This is a genomic window from Massilia varians (assembly GCF_027923905.1).
Taxonomy (GTDB): domain Bacteria; phylum Pseudomonadota; class Gammaproteobacteria; order Burkholderiales; family Burkholderiaceae_D; genus Telluria; species Telluria varians_B.
The window spans coordinates 1,986,148-2,003,744 of the sequence record NZ_AP026966.1; the positions used below are offsets into that span (position 1 = coordinate 1,986,148).

The following is a 17,597-nucleotide window of genomic DNA, read 5'->3' on the forward strand; positions in this document are numbered from 1 at the left end:
TTGTTTCCCCGGAGCAAGGAGGTACGGGCTTTGTGGGCCCGTCTTCGTGTTGTGAACATGGCCGGAAACGCTGCCCGGCCTCTCGTGGAGTGCAAAGATACCTGAAGAGTTAATCGATTCCTATCCTTATTTTTGCCTTCCCACGTCATGCCTCACAAACGTGCACGGCAGCACATTCCGGGTGCGTCAGTGCAGCTTGATGGGCGCTACCGTGGTGCCTTCGCGCACTTCGATGGCGGCCTCGTCGAAACCCGGCGGGCCGAAGCGGCCGGCGGCGTCGCGGCTGAAGCCGTAGTTTTCGGTGGGGATGCCGAGGAAGTTGCGGTCGAGCTGATTGTTCCCGTTCTCGTCCTGGTAAGCCAGCACCGCCCAGGTACCGGGCGGGATGTCCTTGAAGCCGATCACGGTCTCGCCGGCCTGGGCCGGCACCGAGGCATGGTGGGCGCACTGCTTGAGGAAGCGCTCGCGGTCGCACACGGCGACGTTGATCTTGCCCTTGCCGGCGGCGACGTTCGATACCCGGACCTCGACCGTGGCGGCCGATGCGGGGAGGGACGCCAGCAGCAGGGCGCAGGAAAGCAGGAGGTGACGCATGGGTGTCCTTTCATGGATGAAGAATGCTTGTACCGTCGCTGAACCGCGGCGCGCTGTGTGCGCCGCTTGCGCGGGGCGGCGCCTGTGGTAGGCTCGACGTATTCCGTTTATCGTGTCTATCTGCCATGCTGCTCAATGCCCTCATCGTCGTGCTCACCGTCGTGCTGATGGAAGTGTTTTCCATCGTCGCGCACAAGTATGTGATGCATGGCTTCGGCTGGGGCTGGCACCGCTCGCACCACGAACCGCGCAGCGGCTGGTTCGAGAAGAACGACCTGTACGCCGTGGTGTTCGCGGGCGTGGCGATTGCCCTGATCTGGTTCGGCACCGAAGGCGCCTGGCCGCTGCAGTGGATCGGCGCCGGCATGACCGCCTACGGCGCCCTGTACTTCGTCGCCCACGACGGCCTGGTGCACCAGCGCTGGCCATTCCGCTACACGCCGCGCAGCGGCTACCTCAAGCGCCTGTACCAGGCCCATCGCATGCATCATGCGGTCGAGGGCAAGGACGGCGCCGTCTCCTTCGGCTTCCTGTACGCGCCCCCGGTCCACAAGCTCAAGCAGGCCTTGCATGCGCGGCACGGGGGACGTCCACCGCGCCGCCAGGACGCTGCCACAGCGCCGGATCGCGCGGCCGCGCCGCAGGACCACTGAAGCGCGAGCCGAGGGCGCTTGCCGCTCCCTTCGCCAGCAGCCACAGCTTGGCCGCCTTGCCGGTGCCGGTGCGCTCGTCCCAGGCATGCGCGCCGCGCCGCTTGACCTCGATGCCGATCTGCCGATACACGTTGCGCGCGCTGGCGATCGCCCAGGCCGAGCGCAGCGGCAGGGCGGCGATGCCCGCGCCGGCCGACGCGTAATAGGGTTCGGCATGGTCCACCAGGCGCGCCGCCAGCCTGGCCAGCTGCGCGCGGTGGCGCGGCTCGGCCAGCTCATTGGGCGGGATGCCGGCCTCGCGCAGCCACTGCGCCGGCAGGTAGCAGCGGCCCATGCAGGCGTCCTCGACAATGTCGCGCGCAATATTGGTCAGCTGGAATGCCAGCCCCAGGTCGCAGGCGCGGTCCAGCACGCGCGGATCGTGCGCGCCCATGATCGAGGCCATCATCAGGCCGACCACGCCGGCCACGTGGTAGCAGTAGCGCAGGGTGTCGTCGATGGTCTCGTAGTGCGTCTCCTGTACGTCCATCGCGAAGCCGGCCAGGTGGTCGAGCGCGAAGCGCGGGTCGATGCGGTGGCGCAGCGCGACTTCCTGGAAGGCGGCGAAGGCCGGGTCGCGCATCGCTTCGCCAAGGTAGGCGCGCCGGGTCTGGTCTTCCAGCACGGCCAGCTTGGCGGCGGCGTCGCGCGGCGCGCCGCCCGGCAGGTTGAAGCCGAGCTCCTGGCCGTCGACGACGTCGTCGCAGTGGCGGCACCAGGCATACAGCATCAGCACGCTGCGCCGGGTTCTAGGGGCGAACAGGCGCGCCGCCGCGGCAAAGCTCTTGGACCCGACCTCGATGGTGCGGGTCGCATGGTCCATCAGGTCTTGACTCATGCGCGCAGCTCCCGCACCGCCGGCGCCGGCGCGCGCGACTGCGCGGCCTCGGCGAGCATCAAGCCGGCGGTCGCCTTGGCCGAGCCGATCACGCCCGGCACCCCGGCGCCCGGGTGGGTGCCGGCGCCCACCAGATAGAGGTTGGACAGCTCGCCGTCGCGGTTGTGCGGGCGGAACCAGGCGCTCTGGGTCAGGATCGGTTCGAGCGAGAAGGCCGAGCCCAGGTGGGCATTGAGCTGGTCGCGGAAGTCGACCGGGGTGAAGAAGCGGCTGGTGACGAGCTGGCTGCGCAGGCCCGGCATGTAGCGCTCTTCGAGGTAGTCGAAGATGCGGTCGCGGTAGCGCGGGCCTTCGACGGACCAGTCGATCGGCGCATTGCCCAGGTGCGGCACCGGCGCCAGCACGTAGTGGCTGCCGCAGCCGGGCGGCGCCAAGGAAGGATCGGTGACGCAGGGCGCGTGCAGGTAGAGCGAGAAGTCCTCGGCCAGTTCCTGCCCCTGGAAGATGTCCTTGATCAGCGCGCGGTAGCGCGGGCCGAAGCAGACCGTGTGGTGCTGCAGCTGCTCGTGGTGCTTGTCCAGGCCGAAGTAGAGCACGAACAGCGAATTGCTGAAGCGCTTTTTCTGCAGCGCCGCGCCTTGCTGCGCGCCGCGCGGGTGCTGGCCGAGCAGCTTGGCATAGGTGTGCACCACGTCCGCGTTCGAGGCCACCGCATCGGCGCCAAACAGGCGGCCGTCTTCGACCCGCACCCCGGTGACCCGGTTGCCGGCGGCTTCGATCTGCGCCACCGGCGCGTTCAGCTCGATGCGTCCGCCGATGTCCTGGAACAGCTTGACCATGCCGCGCACCAGGGCGCCGGTGCCGCCGCGCGGGAACCACACGCCCCATTGCCGCTCCAATGCGTGGATCAGCGTGTAGATCGAACTCGTGGCGAACGGATTGCCGCCCACCAGCAGCGAATGGAAGGAGAAGGCCTGGCGCAGCTGCTCGTCCTGGATGAACTTCGCCACCAGGCCGTATACGCTGCGCCAGGCCTGCAGGCGCGCCAGCTGCGGGCCGGCCGCGATCATGTCGCGGAACGACAGGAAAGGCACGGCCCCAAGCTTCAGGTAGCCCTCGTCGAACACGGCCTTCGAATAGGCCAGGAAGCGGCGGTAGCCTTCCACGTCGGCCGGATTGCGCGCGTGGATCTGGCGGTCGAGCGCTTCCTGGTCGTTGGCGTAGTCGAAGTGGCTGCCATCTTCCCAGCACAGGCGGTAGAAGGGGGCGACCGGGAGCAGCTCGACGTAGTCGGACAGGCGCTTGCCGGCCAGGGTGAACAGTTCCTCGATGCAGGAGGGATCGGTGATCACGGTGGGGCCGGCGTCGAAGACGAAACCTTCATCCTCGTAGACATAGGCGCGCCCGCCCGGCTTGTCGCGCTTTTCCAGAAGCGTGACCTGCATGCCGCTGGCCTGCAGGCGGATGGCGAGGGCGAGGCCGCCGAAGCCGGCGCCGATCACCACGGCCCGTTTGCCTTGTTCGATGCGTTCGCTTGTAAACTGACTCATGCTGGTTTCCTGATCTGGTCGGGGTGGATCTTGCATGCCGCCACCAGGGCTTGCGCCACCGGCACCGGCGGTTTGCCGCTGAGCACGCGCGCCTTGTCGGCCAGGCGCGGCCGGCCGGCATAGAAGCGGGCGATCAGCGGCGCCGGCAGGCGGTAGAAGCGCTGCATGACGCGCCAGCGCTGTTCCGGGCGGCCGGCGAGAAAGAGCATGCGGTTGAGCAGGCGGAAGAAGCGCTGGCCCTGCCATTCGCGCCGCGCTTCCATGCGGATCGCCGCGAACAGCTGCGGCGCCTCGAACGCGCCCAAGGCCGCGATGCGCTCGGCCAGGCGCACCGCGTGCGGCAGCGAATAGCCGGTGGTCGGGTGGAACAGGCCGGCGCGCAGGCCGCTGCTGGGCTGCCCGGCCAGCTCGTCCCAAAAGGCGTCGAAGTCGCCGGCCAGCACGATCGGCAGCGAGCCGTGTTCCTCGCGCACGACCTGCGCTACCTGCCAGCCGCGCGCCGCCACGTAGGCCGCGATGTTGGCGCGCAGCCGCTCGGGCTGCCAGGCGGCGCTGTCGACATAATGGGTGTCCTCGACCAGCAGCCGGTCCGGGCCGAACGGCAGCAGGTAGACGAAACGGTAGCCGCCTTGCTGCTCGACCGCCGCGTCCATGATGACGGGGTGGGTCAGGCCGTGCGGCGCGGCCAGGCGCAGCTCCTGGCCGAGAAAAGTCTGGTAGCCGAGCGACAGGTGGCTGCTGGGCCGCATGCCGCGCCCGTCGATGACGGCGCGCGCGTGGATGGTCCGGCCATCGTCCAGGCGCACGCTGGTGGGCGTGAGCGAGGCGATGCGCACGCGGGTGAGCAGGGCGGCGCCGAGCGCCGGCTCGATGACCCGCGCGAAATCGCTCGATGCGATGCTGGCGTAGCCGCCTTCGAGCGTGCGCGCCAGTTCGGGGAAGGCGACGTCGTAGCGCGGCCAGCGCTGCGTGACGAGCGGGGCGATCCAGGCCGCCTGGGCCGGGTCCAGGTCGCTGTCGTGGAAGGACCAGGTATGGTTGCCGCCGATGTGCTCGCCGCTTTCGAGCAGCAGAATGCGCAGCTCCGGACGCAGGCTGCGCAGGCGCCAGGCCAGCAGGCCGTTGGCCAGTCCCCCGCCGGCCAGCACCAGGTCGTAGTCGGGCATGGGCTTATCCAAGGCTGGCCGCATCCATGGCAAGCGGCCGGCGCGGGCCCGGCAGGGCCGCCTCGATGATGTCGGCCGCGCGCAGCGTGCCGCCGGCGCCGGCAAGGCTGTCGCCCAGGGCGTCCAGGCGCGTGCGGAAGCCGTCCTCGTCGAGCAGGCGGCGCAGCAGGCGCGCCAGGTGGGCGCTGCCGGTGAAGCGCGCAGACGCCTTCAGGCCGATGCCGGCGTGGACGATGCGCGCGGCGGTGCCGGGCTGGTCGAAGGCGATCGGCAGGGCCAGGATCGGCGTGCGCGCGGCGATCGCATCCATCACGGTGTTCGAGCCCGCGTGCGAGACCACGGCGTCGGCGCGCGCCAGCACCGCCTGCTGGTCGGCGAAAGCGCAGACCCAGGTGGCGCCGGCCTTTTCGAGGATGCGCTCCTGGCTGCCATCCAGGGCGCCGCAGTGGGCCACCAGAAGCTGCGCGTCGAGACTGCGGCAGGCATGCGCGATGCGCTTGAACAGCGCCAGACGTCCGCCCTGCATGGTGCCCAGCGAGGCGAACACGAAGGGCTTGCCGGCCGCGATCGCGGGCAGGAAGTGCCGGTGCGCGCTGCCGGCGTGCGCGCCGGTCGGGCGCAGCGGGCCGACGTGGTGGAAGTGCGGCGGCAAGGCGCGGCGCGGGAAGTCGAAGGCGCCGATGGTCTGGCTGACCTGGGCCAGGGGCGACAGGCATTCGTGCAGGCCATCGCGCTCGCCCAAGCCGAGCCGGCGCGCGTTGGCGGCAATGCTGCGGCGGTGTGGGCTCATCATCCAGTCGTAGACGCGGGTGCTGCCCTCGTAGATGCTGCGCGTGCGCTCGTCCTCGGCGTAGTCGAAGGGCATGACGGCCAGCGGGATGCCGGGCTCGCGGTTCACCGGCAGGGCGCAGGCCACCGAGACGAAGGGCAGGCCGAGTCCCTCGGCGACCAGGCCCCCGGCCGCTTCCATCTGGTCGGCGATGATGGCGTCAATCCCGAGCGCGTCGATCGCGCGCGGCAGTTCGCGGCACAGCATGTCGGTGCTGCCCGCCATGTCGAGGATGACGCGGCGCAGGCCGAGCGGGCCGCCCGGGTTGGCGGCGCGGCGCAGCACGGCGGCCAGCGAGCCGGGAGGATGGGTGGCCGCGCCCACCGCATGGAAGCCGATGCGCGGATCGGCGACGTAGGCGAGCGCATCCGGCTGGTGCACGAAGGTGACGCAGTGGCCGCGTTGCGCCAGCTCGCCGGCGAGCGCGCTCAGCGCGCTGAAATGACTGTAGAACGCGGGTGCGACGACCCCGAAGTGCGCCATGGGATGTCTTCCGCTTTCAGTTCGCCACGGCTTCGCGGCTGCGTGCGGCATCGACGCCGGCTGCGGGAGCCTCGGCGGCAACATGCTTGCGCGCGCGGCCAGGCGCGAACAGGCTTTCCACGAACAGGCAGGTCGCGGCCCTGGGACCGAGGGCGGCCACCAGGTGCTGCTGCGCCTCGTGCAGGTGCCTGGCCAGGCGCCGCTGCGTTTCCTCGACGCCGAGCGAGGCCAGCACGGTGGCCTTGCCGAGGTCCTTGCCGGTGTCCTTGCCGCTCTCCATGCCGGTCAGGGCCAGGTCCTTGCCCGGCAGGTCGATCAGGTCGTCGCGGATCTGGAAGGCATGGCCGGCCGCCAGCGCGAAGGCGCGCAGCGAGGCCGCCACGCGCTCGTCGGCCTGGCAGACGATGGCCGCCATGTCGACGGCGACGCCGAGCAGCACCCCGGTCTTGAGTTCGTTGGTGGTGGCAATGGCATCGAGCGTGCGCGCGCCGCCGTGCAGGTCCTGGAACTGGCCGCGCACCAGGCCCTGGGTGCCGACGGTCTCGGCCAGCTTGGCCACCAGGCGGCTGCGGGTGACCGGAGGAATGTCGGCGGCGCCCGCCAGCACGCCGAAGGCACGGCTCAGCAAGGCGACCGATGCCAGGATGGCGACGTCTTCGCCGTACTGGACATGGACGGCCGGCTTGCCGCGCCGCAGCTGGGCATTGTCCATGCAGGGCAGGTCGTCGAGCACCAGCGAAGCGGCATGCACCATTTCGACCGCACAGGCGACGTCGGCCAGTGCCGGCGAATTGCAGCCGAGGTCGCGCGCCACCAGCATCACCAAGAGCGGGCGCATGCGCTTGCCCGCGCCAAGTGCGCCGGCGCGCATGGCCGCGCCAAGCAGGTCGGCCTGGTCACCGGATTCGGCCAGCAGGAAGGCCATACGCTCTTCGACGCGCTCGCGCAGCGCCAGCACGCCGTGTGGATCCGGTTCATCGCCTGGGGCCAGGGCGAAGCCATTGATGGAAGCGTTCATGGCTCCGTTGAACCGCTGTGACTTTCGTGTCATTTGCTACCCCCTTATCGTCGAGAGCCAGAACAAGAATTGCTAAATTTGCCGACGATCATACCGGAAGCAATGTTGGGAATTCGATAATTTTTTCAATTGTGTGCGCGGGTCTTGAGGTGCATGCGTGCTGCAGCCTGCGAACCACCGCATCAATGTAGCAAACGTATTAAACTTGAAAATTAGGCCAGATTCGCTTGCGCCACGCACGGTCAGCGGGTCAAGCGCGGGACGAGGATGGTGCGCTCCGGCTCAGGGCCGGGTCAAACATAGACAAAGGCCGGCAAGGCCGGCCTTCCTGGGACATGCGGCGCCGCGCCGCATGGGAGTCGTTTAGAACGAGTGGCGGATGCCCACGTTGAACACGCGCGGATCGGCGCCCAGCGCCGTTGCCGGCGGCGCCAGGGTCACCGACGACGAGGTGATGCCGAAGGCCGCGCGGCCGTTGTTGCGCAGCTGGGCGTAGGTCGTGTAGATGTTGGTGCGCTTCGACAGCGCATAGGTGTACCCCACCGAGACGGTCGTGCCCTTGGCGCCGCTTTCCAGCTTTTGCTGCTGGAAATTGATGAGGAACTTGCTCGGGCCGGCGGTATAGGTGCCGCCCAGGTTGGCGTTCTTGTACTCGTTGTTGGCGCCGGTCGGGTCCGCGACCAGGTAGTTGCCCTTCACTTCGAAGGCGCCGAAGCTGTAGCCCGCGCCGAACGCGTATTCCTTGTCGTCGCCGGTCGCCAGGCGCTCGAGCTGGTGGTAGCCGGCGCCCAGGTACAGGCCGCCGTTCTTGTATTCCAGCGACACGCCCATCAGGTCGCCCGACGGGTCGACGGTTTTTTCGCCGGTCGAGTAGGCGGCGTTGACGGTGAAGCCGCCCGCCGCGTTGCTCTTGTAGTTGACCGAGTTGGCCAGACGGCGGGTCAGGCGGCCGCTGGTGAAGGCCGACAGGTTGCTGCCGTACAGGCCCTGGCCGAGGGCGTCGCTGGCGGCGGCCACGGCGGCGATCGGGCTGTATTCGCGGCCCACGGTCAGGGTGCCGAAGCTGCCTTGCAGGCCGACCACGGCGCGGCGGCCGAACATGGTCGAATCGGCGGCGCCGGTATCCAGGGCAACGCCCGCTTCGATGTTGAACAGTGCTTTCAGGCCATTGCCCAGATCTTCGGTGCCGCGGAAGCCGATCCGGCTGCTCGACTGGTTGCCCGAGTTGATCACGGTGCGGCTGTCTTCACCCGGTGCGTCGGTGTCTTCCACGGCGATTGCTGCATCCATCACGCCGTAGATCTGGACGTTGGTCTGGGCGTTGGCGAACAGTGGCAGGGAGGACAGCATCGCAGCTGCCAGGTACTTGAACTTCATGAAGAGCTCCTTTGGTTTGGACAGGATGTCGAGTTCTCAATAAACTCAGATCGACGCGGATCTTACCTAGCGAATATGTCGACTTAATGACATGTTGCTATGTGACACGCTGATATGCCCAAGGGCCAAGGGCGCTGCTTTAATTGTCGGCGTTCTCCCGGATGATGCGCCCGGCCAGCGGCAGCGCGATCTCGATGGTGGTGCCGGACATGCCTTCGCTGCTGATGGTGATCTCGCCGTGCATGGCCCAGACCCGCTCGCGCATGCCCACCAGGCCGAGCGATTCCTTCTTTTCCATGTCTTCGGAGCGGATGCCGCGGCCGTCGTCGCGGATGGTCAGGAGCAGTTCGTCGTCCAGGCGGTCGAGGTTGAGCAGGACCTGGGTCGCCCCCGCGTGGCGCGCGATATTGGTGAGCGCCTCTTGCACGATGCGGAACACGGCGGTGCTGGCGGTATCGTCCAGGCGCAGCTCGGCTTCCTCGGCGAGCAGGGTGCAGGCGATGCCGTGGCGTTCGACGAAATCGTCGCGCAGGCCCTGCAGCGCGAAGTACAGGCCGCCTTCGTCGAGCGCGCGCGGGCGCAGGTTGGTGGCGATGCGGCGCAGCGAGGCGATCGCCATCATCAGGTTGGTTTCCATGCCCTCGATCAGGCGCTGGCTCGGCTCGGGCAGCCTGGCGTTCCCCTGCAGCAGGGTCAGGTCCATGCGCAGCGAGGCCAATAGCTGTCCGAGGTCGTCGTGCAGCTCGCGCGCGATGTGGGTGCGCTCTTCTTCGCGGATGGTCTGCAGCGCCGAGGACAGCTGGCGCAGCTGGTCGTGCGAGCGCGCCAGCTTCTGCTGCACCAGGTGGCGCTCGGAGACGTCGCGCAGGATCACGGTGCAGACTTCGTGCCCGTCGTGTTCGATGGTGGAGATCGAGCCCTCGATCGGGAACAGCTGGCCGTTGGCGCGGATGCCGGTGACCGCGTAGTCGGTGGCGCGCCGCCCCGCGCGCCCGCCGCCGGCCGGGAAGTAGTCGCAGGGCGCCCTGGCATTGCGCACCGGCGCCTGGATGAAGCGGGCCAGCGAGCTGCCCTGCATGACGCTGACGCTGCTGGCGAACATCTGGGCCGCGGCCGGGTTGGCGAACAGGATCACGGCCCCTTCGTCGATCGAGAGGATGGCGTCGCTGGCGCTGTGCACGATGCGCCGGCCGTCGAAGGCGCGCGCGGGGCGATGCACGTTGCGCGCACGGCGCAGCGCCGCAACGGCCTGGCCGGCGCAATATCCGCCCAGGAAAGAGAACACGAGAACGGCCGTGCCCGGACCGCGCCGGCGCACGCGCCGCTGTGGTGGCCGCTGAATGCTCATGCAGAAGCTGAAAGGAAAGGCCTGGAGGCCGGGAGCTCTACATTACCTTGCGGCGGCGTACAGCGGATTGAGGCCACACAAGGCCGTTTTAGCCTAGCCGGAAGCGGAGCGCAAAATTGTTCAGCGTCCCGGGCAGCCTTTCCGGGTCCAGCGCCAGCCCCCCAGTCTGCGCCAGCGGGCGAGCTCCGAGCAGGGTAGCCAGCATGGCGCTGCTCAGCATCAGCACCAGGTGGCGCCCCGGACACATCACCGGACCGTCGCTGAAGGGGATCAGCGGCCAGTCCTGACCGGCGGTCCGGCCGTCCAGCCACAGCTCCGGCGTGAAGCGGTCTGCATGCTCCAGGCGGGTATCGTCGCGGTGGAAGAAGGGCGCGTGGATCAGGACGCCGGTGTCGGCCGGCATGCTGCCGTGCTCCCAGCGCGTCTCGGATGTGCTCTGGCGCAGCACCATGGGCGTGGTCGGCCACAGGCGCAGCGCTTCCAGCATGCAGGCGCGCAGGAAGGGCAGGGGCTGCCCGGGCCGGCGCGCCGCGATCTCCTCGCGGGCGCGCGCCAGCTGTGCGGGATGGCTGGCCAGCAGGGCCAGGGCGCGGAAACTGGCCATCACGGCTGCGTCGAAAGCGAACAGCCATTGCGGCACCTGCTGGCGCGGCGCGGTGGTGGCGCTGCGCGTGATCCCCGCCATGTAGCCGGCCAGGCTGCCCGGCTCGGCGCGCTCGAGGTAGGTCTGGATGCGGGCCAGGAAACGCTCGCGCCTGGCAGGCATTTTCGGGTGGAAGCCGGCCCAGTTGGCGGCTCCGCGCAGGCGTACGATCAGGGCCTGCAGTTCCTGGTCCTCGGCGGCGCTGTTGCCCAGTACCACGCGCCGGATCAGGCGGTACCAGCCTTCGGACCAGGTTTTCCAGTCGAGCGTGCCGCCGGCCTGCGCCAGCATGCGCGCCGCTTCTTCCTCGACGGTGGGCAGGAAGCTGGCGGCCATCCGGTGCATCGGATGCGCGGTGTCGAGCGCGGCCTCGTTGAAGCGGCGCCGGTCGGCGCGCTCGGGACCGGTCGACAGCAGCACGCCCTTCGGTTCGAAGTGCGAGAGCGCGGCGCGCTTTTCGGTGCTGACGGCGGAGAACGGAACCGGCGACTCGTCCAGCACGCGCTGGGCGTGGGCCGGATCCAGCACCACCGCCTGCTTGCGGATCGGCAGCGGCAGCATCAAGGGGCCGGGGCCGTACTTGTCGCGCAGCTTCTGCATGCGCCGGATGGCGCGGCGGTGCGTGTCGAAGCGCTCCGCCAGGGCCATCATGGGCGGACGGCGGATGATCACCCCTTGCGCCACCACTGGGGCGAAGACCTCGAGCCCGAGGGCGAGCGTGTCGCGCAGGCTGGCGCGCGGCAAGCCGTCATCGTGATTGGCGTAGGCGGCGGGAGCGGTCCGGGCGATGCGCCGGCCGGCAGCCAGTCCGGTGCCGAAGGCGCCGAGCACGCCGGCGGCCAGCAGCAGGGTGTCCTTGCGCAAATTCCTCATGGTTCATCCTGTCGAGTACGTAAAACTTGACTGTACGACAATTGACAAGACGGGCGCGCACGGGCGCCGGCAGGACTACATCTGCTTGAACAGGTGCAGGAAGCTGCGGCTGACTTCCAGCTTCTCCGGCCTGCCCTTGACCAGCACCAGGTGCCGGCCGCGGATATCGCGCGTCACCCCGTCGATCGCGTTGACGTTGACCAGGGTGGCGCGGTGGATCTGCCAGAACAGGGAAGGATCGAGCTCTTCGGCCAGGTCGCGCACCGGCTTGCGGATCAGGGCTTCGAAGCTGGCGGTCTGGACGCAGGTGTACTTCTCGTCCGAGCGGAAGAACAGGATATCCTCCACCGGAATCATGCGCAGGTCCTGGCCGATGCTGGCCTGGATCCACTGCAGGTGCTTGGGCTTGGGCGCGGCGATCTTCTCGGCCAGCTGCGACAGCATGGCCTGCACGCTGTCGTTGACGCTGGCTTTTTCGTTGGGACGCTCCAGGCGCTGCTTCAGGCGGTCGACGGTGAGCTTCAGACGCTCCGGCTCGGTGGGTTTCAGCACGTAATCGATGGCGCCGCGCTCGAAGGCTTCCACCGCGTACTGGTCGTAGGCGGTGACGAACACGATCTGGCTGCGCTCGCCGATGTCGCGCGCCGCTTCCATCCCGGTCTTGCCCGGCATGCGGATGTCGAGGAAGGTCAGGTCCGGCTTCAGCTGCTCGACCAGTTCCACCGCCTCCTCGCCATTCTTGGCTTCGCCAATGATGTCGAGTTCCGGCCAGACCTCGGACAGGCGCAGGCGCAGCTGGTCACGCATGAGTCGTTCGTCGTCGGCGATGATCGCGGTAGGTGCGGTTGGCATGCTGGTCCCTGTAGCTAGGTGATGATTTGTTGATTATTCAATGAAACAGCGCGCCAGGCAAGCATCCGCCCGGGCGCCGGCCCCGGCCATGCAGGGCGGGTCAGCCCGCCCTGGCGAGCTGGTAAGGCACCTCGATCATGGCGATCACGCCGCTCGGGCTGTTGGCCGCGATGTGCAGCTGGCCGGCGTCGCCGTGCAGCAGCTTGAGGCGGTCGCGGATGGTCTGCAATCCGAGGCCGGTGCCGTCGCTGGGCATCACCCCGAAACCGACGCCGTCGTCGGTGACGGTGACGAGCAGCTTGCTGTCGACCACTTCGGCCTGGATCTTGAGGGTGCCGCCTTCCGGCTTGCATTCGAGGCCGTGCTTGATCGCGTTCTCGACCATCGACTGCAGCATCATCGGCGGGAAGGCCGCGCTGCGCAGGCCGTCCGGCACCTGCATCACCACCGTCAGGCGCTCTTCCATGCGCATCTTGAGCAGGGCCAGGTAGGCCGTGACCATGTCCACCTCGCGCCCGAGGCCGGTGACGACGGCGTTGTCGCGCATCTGGGGCAGCACCGCGCGCAGGTACTGGATCAGGCTGCGCTGCATGGCCGAGGCGCGCGGCGGGTCGACCTGGATCAGGTGCTCGACCGAGGCCAGGGTGTTGAACAGGAAGTGGGGCTCGACCTGGGCCTGCATCATCTGCATCTTGGTTTCCGACAGCTGGCGCTGCATGGCTTCGCGCTCGGCCGCGGCGTTGGCCAGCTGGGATTGCGCCTCGGCGCGCTTCTTGCCTCCCACCAGGGCCTTGGTGCCGAACAGGGCCAGCACGAACAGCAGCACGAAGTTCATGAACCAGGTCGAGGCCTGCTTGTGGTAGCGCGACACCTTCTGCTCGGCGGCGTCTTCCACGGCGGCATCGATTGCGTTCGACAATTCCTCGCTGATCTGCGGCGGCAATTCGATGTGGACCGATTCGCTGCCGCTGCCCGCGCCCGCCGGCGCGCTCGGGGCCGCCGGCGCGGCCGGGGCGGGCGGCGCGTCGGGCGCGTCGGGTGCGCCTTCGGCGTCCGGCGGGGCGGGCGGTTCCGGCGGCGTCGCGCTGCGCGGCCGGTTGCGCGGATGGAAGCGGATCCCGCTTTCGTCGATCAGGATGGCGGCGTCGCCGCCGCGCCGCTCGCGCTCGGCGCGCGACACGTATTCTTCAGCGGGCCCGGAGAACAGTTCTTCCTGCAGGATGGCCCCGGCGGTCAGGGTCAGGATCGCAAACAGGAAAAACTTCCACCACGACAGCTGGGTCACCCAGGTCGCCACGGCGTCGAAGCCGCGGTAGAGCCACGACAGGACGCTCGAAAAATAATGCGGATTGGTGTTCCTGGCTTGCATATCGATCTTCGCTGTTGGTGCAAGCGGCGAGTGTACCTCTTCGCCACTGGCGCGTGCCGGAAATACAACATCTCCGACGTCTACGACTGTTGGGATGATGCAACTTTACCCCGCGCCCGCCCTGGCGGCCAGTACCGTGCGACAGCCTGCACGATCCGGGGAATGGATGGCGTCCATCCGGGCCAGGATGCGTCAGCGCAAAAGCTGAGATACGATGCTGACAAACGGAAACGTTGCAAGGTATGATCTTTCGACCGCAGTCCCGCTTTCCGACTCCAGAAAGGAAGTGCCGATGTCTGCACCACGCTGTACTTCGAGCACAGCGAGCGTTGCAAGGAACAGATCCGGCGCTGCGCCCGCGTCCACCGCAACCTGGTGGTGCTCGACCTGCGCGGCGAGGAGGTGATCTACGCCGGCAACCGCTTCATCATCTACGCCTTGTTCCCCGAGACCAATATCTCGATCCACGTGCCGTGGGGTGTCAAGCAGCAGAACACCGTGTTTGCCACCGGCAAGTCGATCCTGAACCGGACCTCGAACACCAATATCGGCGCCCTGATGCTGGAATACGGCGGGGGCGGGCACGAGAACGCCGGCACCTGCCAGGTGGACAACGAGATGGCCGAGGACGTGCTGGGCGCCCTGGTCAACCGGATCAACAAGGACGGCTGAGCGGGAAGCCGGCCTAGCCGGCGCGGCGCGCACCGATACGGATGCAGCCGAGCGCGGCGCAGGTCACCGCCGTGCCCAGCGCCAGGCCGCCAACCATCCCCGCCACGCCGATCGGGGCGGCCAGCCAGGCCAGCATGTAGCCCAGTCCGCCCAACACCAGGGCCCAGCCGGCAAAGCGGCGCGCGGCCTGGTCGGCGGCAGGCGAAGCGCAGCGCATGCGCGCCGCCAGCGCCTTCGGGATCGCGTTCGCATACACCACCACGATTGCGCCCAGCAGGACGCCGGCAAGGCGCCGTGCCCATTCCGGGTCGAGGTAGGCCGGCGCGGCCCAGGTCAGCAGGCTGGATGCGCCAAGGATGCAGGCAGCCGCCAGCACGGCGCGGCACAGGTGGGAAAGGCGGGACGAGGGCTTCATGCTTACTCCTTCTCTGGTGCAACAGCGGGAGGATCGGGCCGGCTGACCTTCAGTCCGAAGGCCTGCGCGAATCCCAGCAGGGCGTCTTCGAGCACCGACAGCCTGAGCCGGTAGGTGATGCTGCGGCCGTGTTTTTCCGGCTCGATCAGCCCGGCCGCGACCAGCACGGCAAAGTGGGCCGACATGGTCGGCTTGGACACGTCGAACAGCTCGGCCAGCTCGCCCGCGCCCATCGGTCCCTTCTGCAGGTGCTGGAGGACGGCGCGGCGGGTCGGATCGGACAAGGCTTTGAAAACGGAAGTCATGATCGATTATTAGCTAAATATCGAACTATCGCAAGGTTTTTCGTCTTGGCGGCGCCGGATGACGGAGCGGGGTCACGCCTGATGGCGCTGGCCGAGCATCTCGCGCACCGCCTCGGGCGGCAATGGCTCGCTGAACCACTGTCCCTGCAGCTGGTCGCAGCCGTGCGAGCGCAGGAATTCGACCTGCGCCTCGGTCTCGACCGCTTCGCCCACCACTGCCAGGTCGAGGTTGTGGCCGATGTCGATCAGGGTCTTGGCCAGCCGGCTGCCGCCGTTGCCGTCGCCCTCGCGGGCGATCTCGTGCACCGCCGCCTTCGAGAGTTTGACCTGGCGCACCGACAGCTGGCGCAGGAAGGACAGGTCGGAAATCCCCTTGCCGAACTCGTCGAGCGAGAGCGCCACGCCGACTTCGCGCAGCTGCGCCGACAGGTCGCGCCCCAGTCCCGGATTGCGGATCAGGTCGGCCTCGGGGATCTCGACCTCCAGGCTGCCGGGCGGCAGCCCGTAGCGCGCCATGCGCTCGGCCAGGCCGGGAATGAAGCCGTGCTGGCTGTACTCGCGGTGCGAGACGTTCACCGATACCGGCAGGCCGGTGTAGCCGAGCTGGCCCAGTTCGCGCAGGAAGGCGCAGGCCTGGTCCAGCACCCAGTTGCCGATCTCGATCATCTTGCCCGATTCCTCGGCCTCGGCCAGGAAGGCGGCCGGCAGCATGATGCCGTGCTTCGGGTGGCGCCAGCGCAGCAGCGCCTCGAAGCCGCGCACCTTGCCGCTCCTGGCGTCCATGCGGGGCTGGAACAGCAGGAACAGTTCGTCGTGCTCGAGGGCGCTGCGGATGCTGTCGGCCAGGGCGGCGCGCTTCTGGCTTGCCGAGCGCATCTCGGGCGAGTAGAAGTGCACGCCGCCGCCGTTGCCCTTGATGTGGTACATCGCCATGTCGGCCGCGCGCACCAGCTCGGCGGGCGTGGCGCCGTCCTGCGGGAACAGCGCCACGCCCAGGCTGGCGCCGACCGCGATCTCGTTGCCGCCGAAGGCCACCGGCATCGTCATCGCGCGCCGCAGGCGCTCGGCCATGCGCAAGGTGAAGCGCACCGAGGGCTGGTCGACCAGCACCAGCACGAACTCGTCGCCCGACATGCGCGCCACCGTGTCGCTGTCGCGCACCGCCGCCAGCAGGCGGCGTCCGACCACCTTGAGCACCATGTCGCCGGCTTCGTGGCCGAAGGTGTCGTTGATGGTCTTGAAGTTGTCCAGGTCGACCAGGATGGTCGCCACCATGGAACCGTGGCGCTGGGCCAGGTGGACTGCGTGGTCGAGGCGGTCCCACAGCAGATTGCGGTTGGCCAGGCCGGTGAGGTGATCGTGGTTGATCTCGTGCTCGAGGTGCTCGGTACGCTGCTTGGTGGCGGTGACGTCCTGCAAGATGCCGATGAAGTGAGTGACTTCGCCGTGCTCGTCGCGCACCGGGGTGATGGAGAGGTCGTTCCAGAAGATCTCGCCGTTCTTGCGCATATTGCGAAAGACCACGTTGACCGCGCGCCGCTCGGCCAGCGCCAGGCGCACCTGGCTGCGCTCGTGGGCGTCGAAATCGGGCGCCCGCATGAAGCGCGCGTCGCGCCCGATCGCTTCAAGGGCCGAATAGCCGGCGATGCACTCGAAGGCCGGGTTGACGTACTCGATGATGTTGTCGCGCCCGACACAGCGGGTGATGACGATGCCATTGTTGGCCGCATGCAGCGCGCGCTCGCGCAGGAGCAGCTGGCGCTCCTTCTCGCGGCGCTTGGCGATGCTCAGGCCCATCCCGAACAGGTACTGGTCGCCGTTGCAGCCCACGCGCGCGCCGCCGACGATGACCGGCGTCTCGCGCCCGCTGCGCGAGACGTAGTTCATCTCCATCGCCACCTCGGCGCCCTCGTCGAACACGCGGCGGAAGTTTTCCCTGGCCTGGGCGCGCTCGCGCGGCTCGAACATGTCGAACACATGGGCGGCGGCCAGCTCGTCCGGCGTCATTTCGGTCATGCGTTCCAGGTTGGCGTTCCAGAGGATGAAGCGGCCGTCGCGATTGATCGCGTAGAAGGTGCCGGGCAGCAGGTCGACCACCTCGGACAGCGGCGTATTGCCGACCCGCTCGGCTTCGGAGAGCGCATCGGCCGCGGCGATGAAGACGGTGACGCTCCAGCCCCGCGCTTCGCCGCCGGCGTCGTACTGGCGCAGCAGGCCCAGGCTGGCCCGGCCTTCGCGCCCGCCGGCAAAGCGCATCCGCAAGGTGGCGCCGCCGGCGGCGGCCAGGGCCGCCCAGCCGGGATCGGGCTCGCCGCCGGCGACCAGGTCGAGGAGGGCGCGTCCCGGCGCCTGCGCCAGGGGCCAGCCGAACAGCGTCGCGCATGCGGGATTCCAGGTCACGACCTTGCCTTCGTCATCGGCCAGGAAGCAGACCTGCGCGGACGGTTCGATGGTGGACATGCCGGGACCCTTCGCGAAAACGCTCGTGGGATCTCCAGCTTACACGCCTTCGCAAGCGGCGGGCGCAAAACACACAAGCCACGGCGAACCGTGGCTTGTAGGATACTGAACAG

At 68.5% G+C, this 17,597-nt stretch carries 15 protein-coding genes and 1 pseudogene; 2 read left to right on the forward strand and 14 right to left on the reverse strand.

Annotated elements, in window-relative coordinates:
* Positions 1 to 186: 186 nt before the first annotated feature.
* A complete protein-coding gene (locus tag MasN3_RS09055) occupies positions 187 to 594 on the reverse strand; it encodes a DUF2141 domain-containing protein (protein ID WP_281913666.1) in 408 nt (135 codons plus the stop codon).
* 125 nt (positions 595 to 719) lie between these two features.
* Between MasN3_RS09055 and MasN3_RS09060 the strand changes: the two genes are divergently transcribed.
* Positions 720 to 1,247, forward strand: coding sequence for a sterol desaturase family protein (locus MasN3_RS09060; RefSeq protein WP_281913668.1), 528 nt, complete (start codon positions 720 to 722; stop codon positions 1,245 to 1,247).
* Here MasN3_RS09060 and crtB read toward each other — a convergent pair.
* The 10 genes from crtB to MasN3_RS09110 form a co-directional block, all read right to left on the reverse strand.
* A complete protein-coding gene (gene crtB, locus MasN3_RS09065) occupies positions 1,150 to 2,124 on the reverse strand; it encodes a 15-cis-phytoene synthase CrtB (RefSeq protein WP_281913670.1) in 975 nt (324 codons plus the stop codon). The genes MasN3_RS09060 and crtB overlap by 98 nt on opposite strands.
* A complete protein-coding gene (locus MasN3_RS09070) occupies positions 2,121 to 3,674 on the reverse strand; it encodes a phytoene desaturase (protein WP_281913671.1) in 1,554 nt (517 codons plus the stop codon). Before MasN3_RS09070 ends, crtB begins: the two co-directional genes overlap by 4 nt.
* Complete coding sequence (crtY, locus tag MasN3_RS09075) at positions 3,671 to 4,840, reverse strand: lycopene beta-cyclase CrtY (protein WP_281913672.1); 1,170 nt, start codon at positions 4,838 to 4,840, stop codon at positions 3,671 to 3,673. The genes MasN3_RS09070 and crtY overlap by 4 nt, the downstream gene beginning before the upstream one ends.
* A gap of 4 nt (positions 4,841 to 4,844) precedes the next feature.
* Positions 4,845 to 6,152, reverse strand: a complete 1,308-nt coding sequence (locus tag MasN3_RS09080; RefSeq protein ID WP_281913674.1) for a glycosyltransferase — start codon at positions 6,150 to 6,152, stop codon at positions 4,845 to 4,847.
* Positions 6,153 to 6,168: 16 nt separating this feature from the next.
* Entirely contained in the window at positions 6,169 to 7,170 is a 1,002-nt protein-coding gene (locus tag MasN3_RS09085) for a polyprenyl synthetase family protein (RefSeq protein ID WP_281913676.1), read from the reverse strand.
* A 363-nt stretch (positions 7,171 to 7,533) separates the two neighbouring features.
* Positions 7,534 to 8,547, reverse strand: coding sequence for a porin (locus MasN3_RS09090; RefSeq protein WP_281913678.1), 1,014 nt, complete (start codon positions 8,545 to 8,547; stop codon positions 7,534 to 7,536).
* Positions 8,548 to 8,686: 139 nt separating this feature from the next.
* Positions 8,687 to 9,832 (reverse strand): PAS domain-containing sensor histidine kinase, encoded by a 1,146-nt coding sequence (locus MasN3_RS09095; RefSeq protein ID WP_281913680.1) that lies wholly within the window; start codon positions 9,830 to 9,832, stop codon positions 8,687 to 8,689.
* 151 nt (positions 9,833 to 9,983) lie between these two features.
* Positions 9,984 to 11,411 carry a cytochrome P450 gene (locus MasN3_RS09100; RefSeq protein WP_281913681.1) on the reverse strand — a complete coding sequence of 476 codons (1,428 nt, stop codon included), beginning with the start codon at positions 11,409 to 11,411 and terminating at the stop codon, positions 9,984 to 9,986.
* Between the two features lie 75 nt (positions 11,412 to 11,486).
* A complete protein-coding gene (locus MasN3_RS09105) occupies positions 11,487 to 12,263 on the reverse strand; it encodes a LytR/AlgR family response regulator transcription factor (protein WP_281913682.1) in 777 nt (258 codons plus the stop codon).
* 100 nt (positions 12,264 to 12,363) lie between these two features.
* A complete protein-coding gene (locus MasN3_RS09110) occupies positions 12,364 to 13,632 on the reverse strand; it encodes a sensor histidine kinase (protein WP_281913683.1) in 1,269 nt (422 codons plus the stop codon).
* A 306-nt stretch (positions 13,633 to 13,938) separates the two neighbouring features.
* Here MasN3_RS09110 and MasN3_RS09115 point away from each other — a divergent pair.
* Positions 13,939 to 14,304, forward strand: a pseudogene (locus tag MasN3_RS09115) (exopolyphosphatase); the annotation flags it as partial.
* A gap of 13 nt (positions 14,305 to 14,317) precedes the next feature.
* Here the strand turns inward: MasN3_RS09115 and MasN3_RS09120 are convergent.
* The 3 genes from MasN3_RS09120 to MasN3_RS09130 form a co-directional block, all read right to left on the reverse strand.
* On the reverse strand, positions 14,318 to 14,719 hold the full coding sequence (locus MasN3_RS09120; RefSeq protein ID WP_281913685.1) for a hypothetical protein: 402 nt from the start codon (positions 14,717 to 14,719) through the stop codon (positions 14,318 to 14,320).
* A gap of 2 nt (positions 14,720 to 14,721) precedes the next feature.
* Positions 14,722 to 15,024 carry a metalloregulator ArsR/SmtB family transcription factor gene (locus MasN3_RS09125; RefSeq protein WP_281913686.1) on the reverse strand — a complete coding sequence of 101 codons (303 nt, stop codon included), beginning with the start codon at positions 15,022 to 15,024 and terminating at the stop codon, positions 14,722 to 14,724.
* 72 nt (positions 15,025 to 15,096) lie between these two features.
* The gene (locus MasN3_RS09130) at positions 15,097 to 17,484 is read right to left on the reverse strand and encodes a sensor domain-containing protein (RefSeq protein WP_281913688.1); all 2,388 of its coding nucleotides are present in this window, start codon (positions 17,482 to 17,484) and stop codon (positions 15,097 to 15,099) included.
* Positions 17,485 to 17,597 lie beyond the last annotated feature (113 nt).